The 16,854-nt window shown below is 60.7% G+C and carries 13 protein-coding genes; all 13 read right to left on the bottom strand.

Annotated elements, in window-relative coordinates:
* Window positions 1-185: 185 nt before the first annotated feature.
* The 13 genes from mdoH to ACA057_RS01735 all read right to left on the bottom strand — a co-directional run bounded on the left by mdoH (window position 186) and on the right by ACA057_RS01735 (window position 16,819).
* Window positions 186-2,756 carry a glucans biosynthesis glucosyltransferase MdoH gene (gene mdoH / locus ACA057_RS01795; RefSeq protein WP_497345490.1) on the bottom strand — a complete coding sequence of 857 codons (2,571 nt, stop codon included), beginning with the start codon at window positions 2,754-2,756 and terminating at the stop codon, window positions 186-188.
* Window positions 2,749-4,572 carry a glucan biosynthesis protein G gene (locus ACA057_RS01790; RefSeq protein WP_497345488.1) on the bottom strand — a complete coding sequence of 608 codons (1,824 nt, stop codon included), beginning with the start codon at window positions 4,570-4,572 and terminating at the stop codon, window positions 2,749-2,751. Before ACA057_RS01790 ends, mdoH begins: the two co-directional genes overlap by 8 nt.
* Before the next feature lie 321 nt (window positions 4,573-4,893).
* Entirely contained in the window at window positions 4,894-5,331 is a 438-nt protein-coding gene (dtd, locus tag ACA057_RS01785; RefSeq protein ID WP_497345486.1) for a D-aminoacyl-tRNA deacylase, read from the bottom strand.
* A complete protein-coding gene (gene pip, locus ACA057_RS01780) occupies window positions 5,328-6,299 on the bottom strand; it encodes a prolyl aminopeptidase (RefSeq protein WP_401359437.1) in 972 nt (323 codons plus the stop codon). Before pip ends, dtd begins: the two co-directional genes overlap by 4 nt.
* A gap of 118 nt (window positions 6,300-6,417) precedes the next feature.
* Complete coding sequence (locus ACA057_RS01775) at window positions 6,418-7,335, bottom strand: alpha/beta hydrolase (protein WP_497345484.1); 918 nt, start codon at window positions 7,333-7,335, stop codon at window positions 6,418-6,420.
* Window positions 7,336-7,483: 148 nt separating this feature from the next.
* On the bottom strand, window positions 7,484-8,431 hold the full coding sequence (locus ACA057_RS01770) for a choline ABC transporter substrate-binding protein (protein ID WP_497345482.1): 948 nt from the start codon (window positions 8,429-8,431) through the stop codon (window positions 7,484-7,486).
* A gap of 237 nt (window positions 8,432-8,668) precedes the next feature.
* A complete protein-coding gene (gene hutG / locus ACA057_RS01765) occupies window positions 8,669-9,472 on the bottom strand; it encodes an N-formylglutamate deformylase (RefSeq protein ID WP_497345479.1) in 804 nt (267 codons plus the stop codon).
* A gap of 10 nt (window positions 9,473-9,482) precedes the next feature.
* Complete coding sequence (gene hutI, locus ACA057_RS01760) at window positions 9,483-10,688, bottom strand: imidazolonepropionase (protein WP_497345477.1); 1,206 nt, start codon at window positions 10,686-10,688, stop codon at window positions 9,483-9,485.
* A 101-nt stretch (window positions 10,689-10,789) separates the two neighbouring features.
* Window positions 10,790-12,322: a histidine ammonia-lyase gene (gene hutH, locus ACA057_RS01755; RefSeq protein WP_497345475.1), complete on the bottom strand. Its 1,533-nt coding sequence runs from the start codon at window positions 12,320-12,322 to the stop codon at window positions 10,790-10,792.
* A gap of 119 nt (window positions 12,323-12,441) precedes the next feature.
* Entirely contained in the window at window positions 12,442-13,965 is a 1,524-nt protein-coding gene (hutH, locus tag ACA057_RS01750) for a histidine ammonia-lyase (protein WP_497345473.1), read from the bottom strand.
* A 136-nt stretch (window positions 13,966-14,101) separates the two neighbouring features.
* Entirely contained in the window at window positions 14,102-14,932 is an 831-nt protein-coding gene (locus ACA057_RS01745; protein ID WP_059406439.1) for a quaternary amine ABC transporter ATP-binding protein, read from the bottom strand.
* Window positions 14,929-15,780, bottom strand: coding sequence for an ABC transporter permease (locus ACA057_RS01740; protein WP_497345471.1), 852 nt, complete (start codon window positions 15,778-15,780; stop codon window positions 14,929-14,931). Before ACA057_RS01740 ends, ACA057_RS01745 begins: the two co-directional genes overlap by 4 nt.
* 70 nt (window positions 15,781-15,850) lie before the next feature.
* Complete coding sequence (locus ACA057_RS01735) at window positions 15,851-16,819, bottom strand: ABC transporter substrate-binding protein (protein WP_497345469.1); 969 nt, start codon at window positions 16,817-16,819, stop codon at window positions 15,851-15,853.
* Window positions 16,820-16,854: the final 35 nt, after the last annotated feature.

The following is a 16,854-nucleotide window of genomic DNA, read 5'->3' as shown; positions in this document are numbered from 1 at the left end:
TTTCCTTGGAAAACCGACAGTTACGAACAGAAAATTGTCCGGGCGCACCGATTCGGGGACGGATGCTAACGCACTCGCCCGTTTGCACAAGGGTTTAGGCAGGATTTTGATCGTTGAGTCATTCCACGCAGAGCGTGGGAACAATCATCAGCACAAAAAAAACCCCGCTTTCGCGGGGTTTTTCGTTACGCCAACTGAGGCTGCACGCTCAATGGCTTGAGCGGCAACAGCGGCGCATGGGGATCGGCTTTCACCGATTTACGCCACGCTTCCAGCCACTCGGAGTGGCTTTCATTCCAGATCTGCTCATGCAGGCGACCCAATGCCACCGGGTCACTCAACAGGGCCAAACGCTCATTGTTAGTCAGCCCTTCCGGCCCGACTTTCAGCGCATGACGAACCCGTTCGATGCGCAGCCACTCGATCGGCTCGGCCTGACCGTGACGGGACGTCGCCAGCGAGCACGCCAACGCGTTCTGCTGTGGGTCGACTACCGCACGAATGAAGCCGTCTTTCAGCGCATGCCAACGGTTTTCGTGGGTGTACTGATCAGTGGCCACCAACGCCTGTGGCGGATTGTATTCCTCAGGAATCAGGAACAGGCTCTCGTCACGGGACTTGAGGCCCAGACCGACACGGCTGGAAATCACCGACACCGGAATCGACAGCATCAGCGAACCGACGATCGGCACTAGCCACCACAGGAAGCTCGGGTTCAGCCAGATCACCAGCAAGGCCCAGAAGAAGCCCAGCAAGGTTTGCGGACCGTGCCGCTTGACCGCTTCGCTCCATGGCGTGGAGTCGTCGTCACGTTGCGGCGAGTTCCAGGTCGCGGCCCAGCCGAGGAACGCGGCGAGCACGAAACGGGTGTGGAAAATCATCCGCACCGGCGCCAGCAGCATGGAGAACAGCATCTCCAGCAGCATCGACAGGGTCACCTTGAACTTGCCACCGAACTCTTTCGCGCCCTTGGCCCAGATCAGGATGATGCTCAGCAGTTTAGGCAGGAACAGCAGCACGACGGTGGTCGAGAACAGCGCAATCGCCTTGTCCGGGTGCCATTGTGGCCACAACGGATAGAGCTGGCGCGGTTCGAGGAAGTACTGCGGTTCCATCAAGGTGTTGACCGCCAGCAGCGCTGTCGACAGCACCAGGAAGAAGAACCACAACGGCGCCGACAGGTAAGACATCACGCCGGTCAGGAACACCGCACGGTGCACCGGGTGCATGCCCTTGACCAGGAACAGCCGGAAGTTCATCAGGTTGCCGTGGCACCAGCGACGGTCACGCTTGAGTTCGTCCAGCAGGTTCGGCGGCAGTTCTTCATAGCTGCCCGGCAAGTCATAGGCAATCCACACGCCCCAGCCGGCACGGCGCATCAGCGCTGCTTCAACAAAGTCGTGGGACAGAATCGCACCGGCGAAGGCGCCTTTACCGGGCAACGGCGCCAGGGCGCAGTGCTCGATGAACGGCTTCATGCGGATGATCGCGTTGTGGCCCCAGTAGTGGGATTCGCCCAACTGCCAGAAGTGCAGACCGGCGGTAAACAGCGGACCGTAAACGCGGGTCGCAAACTGCTGCATGCGCGCGTACAGCGTGTCCATGCCCGACGCACGTGGCGCGGTCTGGATGATCCCGGCGTCCGGCGTGGCTTCCATCAAGCGCACCAGACTGGTCAGGCAATCGCCGCTCATCACGGAGTCCGCGTCGAGCACGACCATGTACTTGTAGTCACCGCCCCAACGACGGCAGAAGTCGTCGAGGTTGCCGCTTTTGCGTTTTACCCGACGGCGACGGCGGCGATAGAAGATCTTGCCGAAGCCTTTGGCTTCACGGCAGACGTCGAGCCAGGCCTGCTGCTCGGCGACGCAGATATCGGCATCGTTACTGTCGCTGAGGACGAAGAAGTCGAAGCGATCCAGGTCACCGGTGGCCGCCACCGACTCGAAAGTCGCCCGCAGACCCGCGAACACCCGCGGCACGTCTTCGTTGCAGATCGGCATCACCAGTGCGGTGCGTGCGTCCTTGGCAATCGGCTCGTTGCCGGCGCTTTTGCCGGAGATGCGGTATTTATCGTGGCCAGTGAGCAACTCGAGGAAGCCCATCAGCGCGGTCCAGAAACCGGCCGACACCCAGCAGAACAGAATCCCGAACAGAATCAGGATGCTGGTTTGCAGTGCGTACGGCAGCACTTGCGTGGCCGTTTGGGTCAGCGGTTGATGCAGCACTTCGTTGAGGTCGACGAACGACCAGCCCTGGTACGGCATGATGCCTTTCATGTACCAGCCCGCCACGATGGTCTGGCCGAGCATCAGCACCAACAGAATGTAGCGACGGATCGAACCGACGGTGCGCCAGCGAGCGGCCGGCAACACGCGTTCATCCTTCGGCGGGGCCGGTGGATTGGTACGACCCGTCAGACGACGCCAGCCACGCACCAGAATGTTGGTGCGCCACGGCTCTGGCACGACCTTGGTCCGACGAATCGGCGGGGTCGCTCGCAGGCAGACGCGACCGCTGGCGTCGAGCGCCAGCATTTCGGCGTCTTGCAGTTCTTCGGCAGTGCTCAGGGTCAGGCGCTTGCCAACCGACGCCTGGGCGACCTCGGTCGGCGCGTCAAACGTCGAAGACGACAGACGCTCATGCAGTTCACTGAAAGACTTGCAGCCCGCGAGTTCCGCGCGCTGCTGGTCGGTCATCGGTAAATGCGCCAGATACTCGGCAAGAGTCTCTGGTTGTACGTGTGAATTACTCATCGGCAGGCAACTGGTAGCTCCAGGTCTCGGTCAGGACTTCTTCAGTCGCTGCCGATTCCGGTGTGGCTGGGACCGCGTCCGCAGCAACTGGCTGCTTGGCGTCATTGTTGTCCTTGTTGTCCTTGTTCTTGGTATCCGCGACTGGCTTGGCGTCGGCCTGCTTGGCTTCAGCTTGCTTGACGTCTTTGTCCATCTTCTCTTGTTGCTTGGCTGCCACCTTGTCGGCCTTGGCTACAGAAGAATTAGACGCCGGAATCGTCGACTTGGCCAGATCGGCAGGCACGATGTTCTCGACCAGTGCGGCACGCATCTCGGTCGGTTTGCCCGGATCCTTGATTTTCATCCGCAGGGTCAGGCGCCAGCCCTTGGTTTCAGGGTTGTAACGCACGCTGTTCTCGACCAGTTCGGCATTCTCGCCCACGCTGACCTGACTGCGAACATCGGCCGTTTCCGGCAATGCAGCGAGCGACGGGCCTTCGAAGTCGACCAGGTAGGCAACGCTGCCGTCTGGCTGGCGGATCAGGTTGGACTGTTTCACGTCACCCGTGGAGCGCAGGGTCTGTTGCACCCAGGCGCTGTCCGGTGCGTGAAGGGCGGCTTCATCGATGGTCCAGTGCATGCGGTAGGCAACGTCCAGCGGCTGGCCAGGCTCAGGCAGTTTTTCCGGGCTCCAGAAAGCAACGATGTTGTCGTTGGTTTCGTCGGCGGTCGGAATTTCCACCAGGTCTACAGAACCCTTGCCCCAATCGCCTTTTGGCTCGATCCAGGCACTTGGGCGCTTGTCGTAGCGGTCGTCGAGGTCTTCGTAGTGGCTGAAGTCACGGCCACGTTGCAGCAAGCCGAAGCCGCGCGGGTTCTCGATGGAGAAGTTGCTCACCGACAGATGTTTCGGGTTGTTCAGTGGGCGCCAGATCCACTCGCCGTTGCCGGCATGGATCGACAGACCGCTGGAATCGTGCAGCTCGCGACGGTAGTTGAGCACTTTCGACGGCTGGTTGGCGCCGAACAGGAACATGCTGGTCAGCGGCGCAACACCAAGCTTGGTGACCTTGTCACGCAGGAACATCCGGGCCTTGACGTCGACAATGGTGTCGCTGCCTGGACGCAGGGTCAGGCGGTAGGCGCCGGTCGCGCGTGGCGAATCCAGCAAGGCGAAGATCACCAGGTGCTTGTCGCCCGGTTTTGGCTGTTGAATCCAGAACTCGGTGAAACGCGGGAATTCTTCGCCGGACGGTAACGCGGTGTCGATGGCCATGCCGCGAGCGGACAAGCCATAGGTGTGCCCTTTGCCGACAACGCGGAAGTAACTCGCGCCGAGCATGGTCATGATTTCGTCTTGCTTGTCGGCCTTGTTGATCGGGTACAGCACACGGAAACCGGCATAACCCAGTTGCTCGGTGGCCTTAGGATCGAACTTCACGTCGCCGAAGTCGAAACGACTTGGGTCGTATTTGATCTCTTCGACGGTGTTAGCTGTGATTTCGTTGATTTTCACCGGCGTATCGAAGTGCATGCCCTGGTGATAGAACGAAAGCTTGAACGGAGTTTTCTGATCGGCCCATTCGGCTTTTTCAGTGCGGAAACGAATTTTCTGATAGTCGGCGAATTTCATTTCGCGGAATTCGTTCGGCAGGTTACTGCGCGGGGCTTCGAATTTCTGCCCGGCCAGCTCTTTTGCCTTGACCGACACATCATCCAGACTGAATGCCCAAAGCTGGCCGGCGCTGAGCAGGCAGAGCAGAGCAGAGCCCGCTACCAGAGCGCTTCGGAACCGTGTGGCAGTCAATTTTGGTGCATTACAGGGACTAACAATCACGAGCAACCCTCGCCGAAAACAGATCAAAAAACCAACGGCCAGTTAAAGGGCCTGTGAGGTGTGCGGCATGGAAAAACCGACCTTACGGACCACTCTTGCCAAGTTGGCGAGCATTGTTCCGACTCCGGTGGGGCTAAATGATTCCCCAAACGGTCCAGGACAAGTCTCTACCTAAGTCAAAACGGACCAACGAACGCTGATCCCCGTAGCGCGCGATTATCTAGTAGGCCGCGTTACAACGCATCAGGGCTAACAAAGTATTTCTCGCGAAAAACCCCTGTTTTCAGTCGAAAAGGGCTTAAAAAGATGTTTCAAGCGCTTTCAGGTCTGTAACAGGAAGGTTACCGGGCCATCGTTGACCAGGTGCACCTGCATATCCGCGCCGAATCTACCTGATGCCACAGTGCCATGCACCTGTTTCGCTTTGGCTAATAGATAGTCGAAGAGTTCTTCGCCCAGGGCCGGAGGGGCAGCAGTCGAAAAACTCGGGCGCAATCCGCTTTTGGTGTCGGCGGCCAGGGTGAACTGAGAGACCAGCAGCAACCCACCACCCACATCCGCCAGGGACAGATTCATCTTGCCCTCGGCGTCGCTGAACACTCGATAGTTAAGCAGTTTATTCAGAAGTTTGTCGGCGCTGGCCCGAGTATCCTCGGGCTCGACGGCCACCAGCACCAACAACCCCTGATCGATGGCGCCAACCACCTCCCCCGCCACCTCGACCCGCGCGCTACGCACGCGTTGAAGCAGGCCTTTCATGCTTCTTCGGGCGGCAGGTCGAGCAAGCGCCGGGCCATCAGATCGGCGGCGCGTACCAGCGCATCGGTGATGCCCGGTTCGGACGCGGCGTGGCCGGCGTCGCGGATCACCTGCAACTCACTGTTTGGCCAGTTCTGATGCAATTCCCAGGCGTTATCCAGCGGACAGATCACGTCGTAGCGACCGTGGACGATCACACCCGGCAGATGGGCGATCTTGCCCATGTCGCGGATCAGCTGGTTCGGTTCCAGGAACGCGTTGTTGGTGAAGTAGTGGCATTCGATGCGGGCGATGGACAAGGCGCGCTGTGGCTCGGAGAAACGATCGACCACCAGCGGGTTCGGACGCAAGGTCGCGGTCCGGCCTTCCCAGGTGGACCAGGCCTTGGCCGCGTGCATCTGGGCGATCTGATCGTTGCCGATCAGGCGCTTGTGGAAAGCGGTGAGCAAGTCGTCGCGCTCGTCCATCGGGATCGGCGCGATGTAGTCCTGCCAGTAGTCGGGGAACAGACGGCTGGCGCCCGCCTGATAGAACCACTCGATTTCCTGCGGGCGGCAGAGAAAAATCCCGCGCAGGATCAGACCGTGCACACGCTCCGGGTGGGTTTGCGCGTAGGCCAGGGCCAGGGTCGAACCCCAGGAGCCGCCGAACAACACCCATTTATCGATGCCCAGGTGTTTGCGAATCCGCTCAAGGTCGGCGACCAGATCCCAGGTGGTGTTGTTTTCCAGATTGGCGTGGGGCGTGGAGCGACCGCAACCGCGCTGGTCGAAGGTGACAATGCGATACAGGTTCGGATCGAAGTACCGGCGGCTCTGGGCATCACACCCGGCACCGGGGCCACCGTGGATAAACACAACCGGCAAACCTTCCGGTGAACCGCTTTCGTCGACATACAGCGTGTGAGTTTCATCGACGGCCAGATCGTGCCGGGCGTGGGGTTTGATCTGCGGGTACAAAGTCTGCATTGCGCGCTCCGTAAGGGGTCGAGGTCATCCCTGGGGGGACTTCTATTATTCTGCCGTCCGGCATCATAAACCCGAATTACGTCAATGAGCATGCCCTTGCAGAGTCAGAGTTTTGCCGTCAGTTTTTTTCAGCTAAATAGCTGAACAGGGTTTCATAGAGTGCGTCGACCTCGGCGACCTGCCCCCGAGCGCGTAAACAGCCGTGAACCAACCCTTCCCCGTAATAAAGTGTCGCCGCCACGCCAGCGGCGTTCAGCCGTTCTGCGTACAGCACACCGTCATCGCGCAGCGGGTCGAACTGCGCCACGGCGATCAACGCGGGCGGCAGGCCGTTGTAATCGTTGGCGAGCAATGGCATCGCATAAGCGCCCGGCTGTCGGGTACCGCGCAGATACAAGGCGTGATAACAGTCCACATCACTGCTGCTGAGCAATGGAGCGTCGATGCATTCGCTGCGCGACGGCAGTTGGTGATCGCCCCCCAAGCCTGGGTAAATCAGCACCTGCGCGCAGGGCACCGGTTCGCCAGCATCGCGCAGCGCCAAACACACTGCGGCGGCGAGATTGCCGCCGGCACTGTCGCCCGCCACCAGTGTGCGTGCCGGATCGAGCCGAAACGGCCCCGTGCGCAGCGCTCGCCAGACCTTGAGACAGTCATTGAACGCCGCTGGAAACGGATGCTCTGGCGCCAGGCGGTAGTCGACAGCGATCACCAACACACCGAGTGTCGATGCCAGTTCGGCGCAGATGAAGTCGTGAGAATCCAGATCCCCCACCACCCAACCGCCGCCGTGGAGATAGACGATGCACGGGTCACCGTGGGTCGATGGCGGAACCGGCGGCTGATAGGACCGCACGGGCACGCCAGCCAATTCAAAATCGACCACGTAAAGCCCGGCCGGACGTGGCGGCGTGAACGCCCGGCACATCTCGCTGTAGGCCTGACGCAATCCGGCGAGACTGCTGTCGGTGCTGTTGAAACTGACGGTTTTCTCGACAAAAGCCGTCATCTGTTCTGAAAGCGGATAAGGAGCCATAAGCCAAGTGCCCGTTCAGTAGGAGTGTGGCGGCAACCACCTGTGGGAGCGGGCTTGCTCGCGAAAGCGGTGAATCAGTCGACACCTGTATTACTGATCCACCGCTTTCGCGAGCAAGCCCGCTCCCACAGGGGAATTGCGGTGACGATCAGTTTTTCAGACTGGCCTGAACCGTGGTGACGCCATCCTTGCCATCGAAACTGCTCACGCCGGCGAGCCAGCGCTGAAGATCTTGCGGGTTGTCGCGCAGCCATTGTTTGGCAACCTCCTGGGGCGTCTTGCGCTCCATGATTGGCACCATCAACTGGCTTTCCAGGGCGGCGGTGAAGGTCAGGTTTTCCAGCAGGCGATTCACGTTCGGGCAGCGCTGGGCGTAGTCCGGGGCGGTGACAGTGGAAACGGTGGCCGCGCCTTCATTCGGACCGTAGACGTCTTCGCTGCCGGTCAGGTAGGCGATCTTCATGTTGATGTTCATCGGGTGCGGGGTCCAACCGACAAACACCACGAATTCCTTGCGATTCACCGCACGTTGCACGGCGGCGAGCATGCCGGCTTCACCGGACTCGATCAGCTTGAAGTCCTTGAGGCCAAAGTGATTGGCCTCGATCATGGTTTTGATCGTGGTGTTGGCACCGCTGCCCGGCTCGATGCCGTAAATCTTGCCGCCGAGCTTGTCTTTGAATCTGGCGATGTCAGCGAAGGTTTTCAGCCCCGCTTCGGCGACGTAGTCCGGTACGGCGAGGGTGGCCTGGGCGTCGGCCAGGCTCGGTTTGTCCATGACCTTCACTTGATTGGCGGCGATGAACGGTGCGATGTTTTTGTCCATCGCCGGTTTCCAGTAACCGAGGAAGATGTCCAGGCGCTTGTCGCGGATGCCGGCGAAGATGATTTGCTGCACGGCGCTGGTTTGCTTGCTTTCGTAGCCGAGGCCGTTGAGCAACACATCGGCCATGCCACTGGTGGCGATCACATCGGTCCAGTTGACCACGCCCATGCGCACGGCCTTGCAGGAAGCGTCGTCACTGGCCAGAACACTGGTGCTCAGAAGAGCCGTGCCGCAGAGGATTGAGAGACAGCGGGTGAACAGTCTTTTCATTGGGAGAGTCTCGTGCGGCAGCGGATTATTGTCGGGCCGGTGTCTTTGTGCACCGTGGACCAAACATTACCCAGCAGACGAGCGGTAAAAGCGAACTGTGGCGACCGTGTTTTGCACGGTGGCGACTCTCATGCAAACGCCAACCTGTGGGAGCGAGCCTGCTCGCGATAGCGGTGTGTCAGCCAACATTGATGTCAACTGACAAACTATCGCGAGCAGGCTCGCTCCCACAGGGGTTTAGCGTTTGTAGTGTTGCTCGCCCCAGGCGAGCAGACCTTGCAGCAATTCCTTGAGCACCACTTGCGTCGGCTCGGCCAGATCCGGCCGATAGCGGAACGGCTCGAACTCTTCCATGTACGTGCACTGGCCCAACTCCAGTTGCACCGCATGGATGTTCTCGGCCGGGTTGCCGTAATGCCGGGTGATGTGGCCGCCCTTGAAGCGACCGTTCAGCACATGGCTGTAATCGCTGTGCTGGGCGCAGATCGCTTCCAGTTGAGTCGCCAACTGCGGATCGCAACTGGCGCCGTTGAAGGTGCCAAGGTTGAAGTCCGGCAGCTTGCCGTCGAACAGGTGCGGGATGATCGAACGGATCGAGTGCGCGTCGAACAGCAACGCGTAGCCGAACTCGGCTTTCAGTCGCGCCAGTTCGTTCTGCAACGTGCTGTGGTACGGCGTCCAGATCTGCTCCAGATAGGTCGCGCGCTCTTCTTTCGAAGGCTCCAGCCCCTCGCGAAATAGCGGGATGCCGTCGAACAGCGTCGCCGGGTACAAACCCGTGGTCGCGCCGACGTACAAAGGCTTGTCGTCGGACGGTCGGTTCAGGTCGATGACAAATCGCGAATACTCGGCCGCCAACGTGCTGGCACCCAACTCGGCGGCAAACTCGTAAAGTTTTGGAATGTGCCAGTCAGTGTCCGGCAAGCTTTTCGCGTCGGGAATCAACCCGGCTTCTACTTCCGGGGTCAGGCGCAGGCCCGCGTGGGGCATGCTGATCAGCAGCGGCACGCGGCCTTGTTTGAAGTTCAGAACCTTATCCACAACTGTTCTCCTAAACGCTTGTTTCGACGCCGTGACGCACGACGCGTTTTTCCACGTCGCCGCCCAGCCAGTACGACAGGTCGGCGGGACGATCAATTTGCCAGGCGACGAAATCCGCGACCTTGCCGACTTCCAGCGAGCCGTGAGTCTCGGCCATGCCCAGTGCGGTGGCGGCGTGAATAGTCGCGCCGGCCAAGGCTTCTTCCGGGGTCATGCGGAAACAGGTGCACGCCATGTTCAGCATCAGGCGCAACGACAACGCGGGCGAGGTGCCGGGGTTGAGGTCGCTGGCGATGGCGATTTTCACGCCGTGTTTGCGCAGCGCGTCCATCGGCGGCAACTGGGTTTCCCGCAGGAAGTAGAACGCGCCGGGCAGCAACACCGCGACGGTGCCGGACTGGGCCATGGCGATGGCGTCGTCTTCGTCCATGAATTCCAGGTGATCGGCCGACAGTGCGTGGTAACGCGCCGCCAGGCTCGACCCGTGCAGGGACGACAATTGCTCGGCATGCAGCTTCACCGGCAAGCCCAGTTCTTGCGCGGTGATGAACACCCGCTCGACCTGCGCCGGGGAAAACGCCAGGTATTCGCAGAACGCGTCCACCGCATCCACCAGCCCTTCGGCGGCCAGCGCCGGAAGCATCTCGGCGCAGATGTGCTCGATGTAGTCGTCGGCGCGATCGGCGTATTCCGGCGGCAAGGCGTGAGCGGCCAGGCAGGTGCTGCGCACGCTGACCGGCAGTTCGGCACCGAGGCGACGGATGACCCGCAAAATCTTGCGTTCGCTGGCCAGGTCGAGGCCGTAGCCGGATTTCATCTCGACCGTGGTCACGCCGTCGCGCAGCAAGCTTTTCAGACGCTTGGCGGCACTGGCGAACAACTCGTCTTCGGTCGCTGCGCGGGTGGCGCGAACGGTGCTGGCGATGCCGCCACCGGCCGCGGCGATTTCCGAATAGCTGACGCCTTGCAAGCGTTGTTCGAACTCACCGCTGCGGTTGCCGCCGAACACCGTGTGGGTGTGACAGTCGATCAGGCCCGGGGTAACCCAGGCCCCTTTCAAATCGTTGACCGCCGGGTATTCGCCGGACGGCAGTTCAGCGCGTGGGCCGATCCACTCAATGTGCGCACCGCACGTCACGATGGCCGCATCCTCGATGATCGAGTAGACGCCTTGCGCCATGGTTGCGACGTTGCAGTGTTGCCAGAGAGTTTTCATCCCTTAATCTCCACAAAATTCAAAATCGTATCGCCAGCAGGCTGGCTCCCACAGTTGGAATGCGTACCTCTGTGGGAGCCAGCCTGCTGGCGATGAGTCCATCACAGGCTAGGCAAAAGCTTGGTCGTGATCAGCTCATTCAGGCAACGCGTGGCCAACAACTCGCTCGCCGCGTTGATGTCCGGAGCAAAGAAGCGGTCCTTCTCATAGAACGGCACTTCTTTGCGCAGGATCGCCCGCGCCTGTTCCAGTTTCGGCGAGGTCTTCAGGCCATTGCGCAGGTCCAGGCCCTGAACCGCCGCAAGCCATTCCACCGCGAGAACGCCGCGAGTGTTTTCAGCCATTTCCCACAGGCGCTTGCCGGCAGCCGGAGCCATGGACACGTGGTCTTCCTGGTTCGCCGACGTCGGCAGGCTGTCCACCGAATGCGGATGCGACAGCGCCTTGTTCTCGCTGGCCAGTGCCGCCGCCGTCACCTGGGCAATCATGAAGCCGGAGTTCACGCCACCATTGGCCACCAGGAACGGCGGCAGTTGCGACATGTGCTTGTCCATCATCAGCGAGATACGACGCTCGCTCAGGGAGCCGATTTCAGCGATGGCCAGCGCCATGTTGTCAGCGGCCATGGCCACGGGTTCAGCGTGGAAGTTACCGCCGGAGATCACGTCGCCTTCAGCAGCGAAGACCAACGGGTTATCGGAGACGGCGTTGGCTTCAATGACCAGCACCTCGGCAGCCTGACGGAACTGGGTCAGGCACGCGCCCATGACTTGCGGCTGGCAGCGCAGGGAGTACGGGTCCTGGACCTTTTCGCAGTTCTGGTGCGAGTCGGACACTTCGCTGCGCTCACCCAGCAGATCGCGGTAAGCGGCAGCGGCGTCGATCTGGCCTTTCTGGCCGCGAGCCGCGTGGATGCGTGCGTCGAACGGCGAGCGCGAGCCCAATACCGCTTCAACGGTCAAAGCGCCCAGCGCCACCGCACCGGCGAACAGGTCTTCACCTTCGAACAGACCGCGCAACGCGTAAGCGGTGGACACCTGAGTACCGTTGAGCAGCGCCAGGCCTTCTTTCGCAGCCAACGTCAGCGGCGTCAGGCCGGCGACTTTCAGCGCCTCGGTGGCTTCCATCCACTCGCCTTTGTAGCGAGCCTTGCCTTCGCCCAGCAGCACCAGCGACATGTGGGCCAATGGCGCCAAATCGCCCGATGCACCGACCGAACCTTTCAATGGAATGTGCGGGTAAACCTCGGCGTTGATCAACGCGATCAGGGCGTCGATGACTTTGCGACGAATGCCCGAGAAACCACGGCTCAGGCTGTTGACCTTGAGCACCATGACCAGGCGCACCAGCGCGTCGCTGATCGGCTCGCCGACACCGGCGGCGTGGGACAGGACCAGCGAGCGCTGCAGGTTTTCCAGGTCTTCGCTGGCAATGCGGGTCGAAGCCAGCAGGCCGAAACCGGTGTTGATGCCGTAGGCAGTGCGGTTCTCGGCGAGGATCTGTTCCACGCAAGCAACACTGGCTTCAATCTGGGCCGAGGCGCTGTTGTCGAGGGTGATTTTCACCGGTTGCTGATAGATATCACGCAGTTGGGCGAGGCTCAGTTGGCCGGGAATCAAATTAAGCGCAGTCACTTTTATTCTCCTTTTGAGAGTCTTTTTGTTAACTAACCAGACGCTCCGGAAATGTCCGTTGTCCGTCGCTTCCCGCCTTGTGGGGGGCTGGCGCCTTGGCACGCTGGTTTGATGTGGAATCAGTTGAGGTTCGGTAACGCCTTGTGCAGCAAATTCGAGTCTTTCAACACGCCAGCAGCGGCGCCAATGTCCGGCGCCAACCAACGGTCCTGATCGTAAGCCGGGACGCGTTCACGCAGCAGTCGCCACGCGGCGTCGGTGCCTGCACCAAAACGTTGTTCCTTGAGAAATTCAAACGCCTGGGCCGCCAGCAGGTACTCGATGGCGAGGATCTGCGTGCAGTTTTCCAGGGCGCGGTGCAGCTTCAGCGCCGCGTTGGTGCCCATGCTCAGGTGATCTTCCTGCAGGCCCGAGGTGACGTAGTTGTCGAGCACTGCCGGTTGTGCCAATTGACGGTTTTCCGCACACAGCGAAGCGGCGACGTACTGGACGATCATCATCCCGGAGTTCACCCCTGGATTGGCCACCAGGAAGGCCGGCAAGCCGCTGACGTGCGGGTTGATCAAGCGGTCGAGGCGACGCTCGGCGATGGAGCCGATTTCGGCCATGGCGATGGCCAGCAAATCGGCCGCCAATGCCACTGACTGGCCGTGCGGGTTAGCCTGGGACATCACGCGGAAGTTGTCCGGCGTGCCCAGCAACATCGGGTTATCGGTGACGGAGTTGAGTTCGGTTTCGATCTGCTTTCTGGCGTGCTCAAGCTGATCGCGAGCGGCGCCGTGCACTTGCGGAATCGAGCGTATGCTCAACGCATCCTGAGTACGAATGCCTTTGCTCGAAGCAATCACTTCGCTGCCATCGAGCAACGCCCGCAGGTTGATGCCGACTTGCTGCATGCCCGGATGCGGCTTGAGCGCGATGATCTCGGCATCGAACGCGGCGATCTGCCCGCGCTGGGCTTCAAAGCTCATGGCGCCGATCACGTCGGCCCATTGCAGCAGACGAGTGGCATCCGCCAGCGCCAGGCAGCTGAGGCCGGTCATGCACGGCGTGCCGTTGACCAGGCACAAGCCATCTTTGGCGCCCAGTTGCACCGGTTGCAGGCCTTCTTCGGCCAAGGCTTGCTGCGCGGAAACGATCTGCCCGCGATAGCTGACATTGCCGACGCCCAGCAGCGCGATGCTGATGTGCGCCATATGGGTCAGGTAACCGACCGAGCCCTGGGACGGCACTTGCGGGGTGATGCCGCGATTGAGCAGCGCCAGCAGCGCTTCGACCACCTGGCGATGAATGCCGGATTTGCCCTGGCTGTAATTCAGGATCGCCGCGCACATGATCGCGCGGGTTTGCTCGTCGGCCAGCGGCGCGCCGACGCCACAGGCGTGGCTGAGCAGCGTGTTGCGGGACAGTTGGCTGAGTTGTTCGTCTTTCAGCGAGACGTTGCACAAGGCGCCGAGGCCGGTATTGACACCATAGGCGCGTTCGCCGCTGACGACGATGCGCTGGACGATCGCCTGGGCATTTTCGATCCGCGCCCAGGTCTGGGCCGACAGCTCGAGCCGGGCGCCATGGCGGGCTACGGCCACCACATCCTGCCAACGCAACGGGGCGTCGGCGATAACGATTTTTTCAGCCTGGGACATCTTTGACCTCGTGCGTACAACTTGAATATTGATGCCGCTTTGCTGACGCCTTCGCTGGCAAGCCAGCTCCTACATGGGTTGCGTTCTGTAGGAGCTGGCTTGCCAGCGAAGGGGCCAGCACAAGCACCGCAAACCGTTAAACCACCGCCGCCCGCCGCTGGACGAACCGGTCGACATACTCATCCGCCGGCGAATGCAGAATCTCTCGCGGCGTGCCGACCTGAATCAGGCGGCCATCCTTGAGGATCGCAATGCGGTTGCCGATGCGCACGGCCTCGTCGAGGTCGTGGGTGATGAACACGATGGTCTTGTGCAGGGTCTTTTGCAGTTCCAGCAACTGGTCCTGCATTTCGGCGCGGATCAGCGGATCGAGCGCACTGAAGGCTTCGTCCATCAGGATGATGTCGGTGTCCGCCGCCAAGGCGCGGGCCAGGCCCACACGCTGACGCATGCCGCCCGAGAGCTGATGCGGGTACTTGTTTTCGTAGCCCTTGAGGCCCACGGTGTTGATCCAGTGCAGCGCGCGTTCGGAGCACATCTGCTTGGTCTCGCCACGCACTTTCAAGCCGTAGGCGACGTTGTCCACCACGGTCTTGTGCGGCAGCAGGCCGAAGCTCTGGAACACCATGCTGATCTTGTGCCGACGAAATTCGCGCAGGGCTTCCATGTCGTATTGCAGGATGTCCACGCCATCCACCAGGATCGCGCCGCTGGTCGGATCGATCAGGCGGTTGAAGTGGCGCACCAACGTCGATTTTCCGGAACCCGACAGGCCCATGATCACGAAGATTTCGCCGGTGCCGATGCTCAACGACAAGTCGTTCACGCCGACCACGCAGCCGGTTTCGGCCAGCACCTGATCCTTGGTTTTGCCCTGGCTGATCATGCCCAGCGCTTCCTTGGAGCGGTTGCCGAAAATCTTGAAGACGTTTTTGACTTCGATTTTGCTGATGGCTTCGTTGTTCATTTGCTCACCTCATGCCGTGGCCGACCGTACGCTTGAGTAATGCGATCGATCACCACTGCCAGAATCACGATCGCCAGACCGGCTTCAAGGCCACGTCCGACGTTGAGGGTCTGAATCCCCACCAACACGTCTTCACCCAGGCCACGAGCACCGATCATCGAGGCAATCACGACCATCGACAGGGCCATCATGGTGGTCTGGTTGATCCCGGCCATTATGCTCGGCAGGGCCAGCGGAAGTTGCACGCCAAACAGTTGCTGCCAGCGGTTGGCACCGAAGGCGTTGATGGCTTCCATCACTTCACCGTCGACCTGGCGAATGCCCAGATCGGTCAGGCGGATCAGCGGTGGTGCGGCGTAGATCACGGTGGCGAAAATCGCCGGGACCTTGCCCAGGCCGAACAGCATCAGTACCGGGATCAGGTACACGAAACTCGGCATGGTCTGCATGATGTCCAGCAGTGGCATCAGCACCGAACGCAGGCGATTGCTGCGTGCCGAGAGAATGCCCAGCGGGATGCCGATCAGCACCGAAATGACCGTCGCCACCATCATCAGCGCGAGGGTCTGCATCAGCTTGTCCCAGAGGCCGACCGCGCCGACCAGAAACAGCAAACCGACGATGACGGCGGTGGTCACGACTTTGCGGGTCGCGTGCCAGGCAACGCCCGCCACGATGGCCAGCATCAGCCACCAGGGCGCCGCACGCAGCAGCCCTTCAAAATTGACGATGGCCCACAACAGCGTGTCGGAGATGTGTCGGAACACGTCGCCGTAGTTGGTGACCAGCGAATCGACCCAACCGTTGACCCAGTCGGCGATGGAAAAGGTAAAGCTTTCGGGAAACATAAGAGACTCTCAATCAAGGGGTTGCAATCAAGCGTCCGACTGCCGTTGCCGACAGCCGGAGAGGCTCAACCTACAAGGCCGCGTCGATTTTCTTGGCTGCGTCGTCGCTCACCCATGCGTGCCAGACTTCAGGATGTTCCTTCAAGAAGATCTTGGCCAGTTTTGGCGACTCGATCCGCTCTTTGGCCATACGCCCGAGGTTCTGGTTCAGCAGGTCGATTGGCAGGTTGACCTTTTCCAGCACCGCCACCAGTTCCGGGGCTTGCTCGTGGAAAGTCTTGGACAGGCCGACCTTGATGGTCACGCTCTTGTCCACGCCTGGTTTCTCTTCGAGTTTGACCAGATCAACCTGGCCCATCAGCGGGGTTGGCGACCAGTAGTAGAACAGGATCGGCTCGCCACGCTTGTAGCTCGACAGCACCGCGGCATCCAGTGCCGGACCGGTGCCCGGACGGAAGTTGGTGTAGGTGCTTTCCAGGCCGTAGCTTTTGAGCATTTCGCTGTTGTCCAGCTCACAGGTCCAGCCGGCCGGGCAGTTATAGAAACGGCCCTTGGATGGCTCTTCCTGGTCCTTGAACACGGCAGCGTATTTGCCCAGATCGGCAATCGCTTTCAGGTCCGGGGCTTTAGGCTCCAGCTTGCGCTTGGCATCGCCTTCGATCACGTAACGCGGCACGTACCAGCCTTCGATGGCGCCCACCACCGGAGCGCCGACACCGACGACCTTGCCGGCCTTCTCGGCCTTGTTCCAGACCTCGCTACGACCGACCCACTCTTCGGCAAACACTTGAATGTCGTTGCTGCTCAGGGCGTTTTCCATGGTGATGGAGTTGCCCGGCAGGCTGTCAGTTTTGCAGTCGTAGCCCTTCTCCAACACGATTTGCATCACGTCGGTCAGCAGCATGCCGCTTTCCCAGTTCAGGCCGGCAAACTTCACTGGTTTGCCCGACTCGCACCAACCGGCAGCCTGAGTGGCGCCGGCGCTGGCGAGCAGGCCCATGGAAAGCAATGTGGTCAGCAGGGTCTTGTTCGATTTCATTGTGTGACGCTCCTAATCATGAATTGGCTTACGGC

It is taken from the genome of Pseudomonas sp. LBUM1661 (assembly GCF_059695925.1).
The sequence above is the reverse complement of the archived record's forward strand: the minus strand, read 5'-3'. Positions and strand labels throughout refer to the sequence as shown.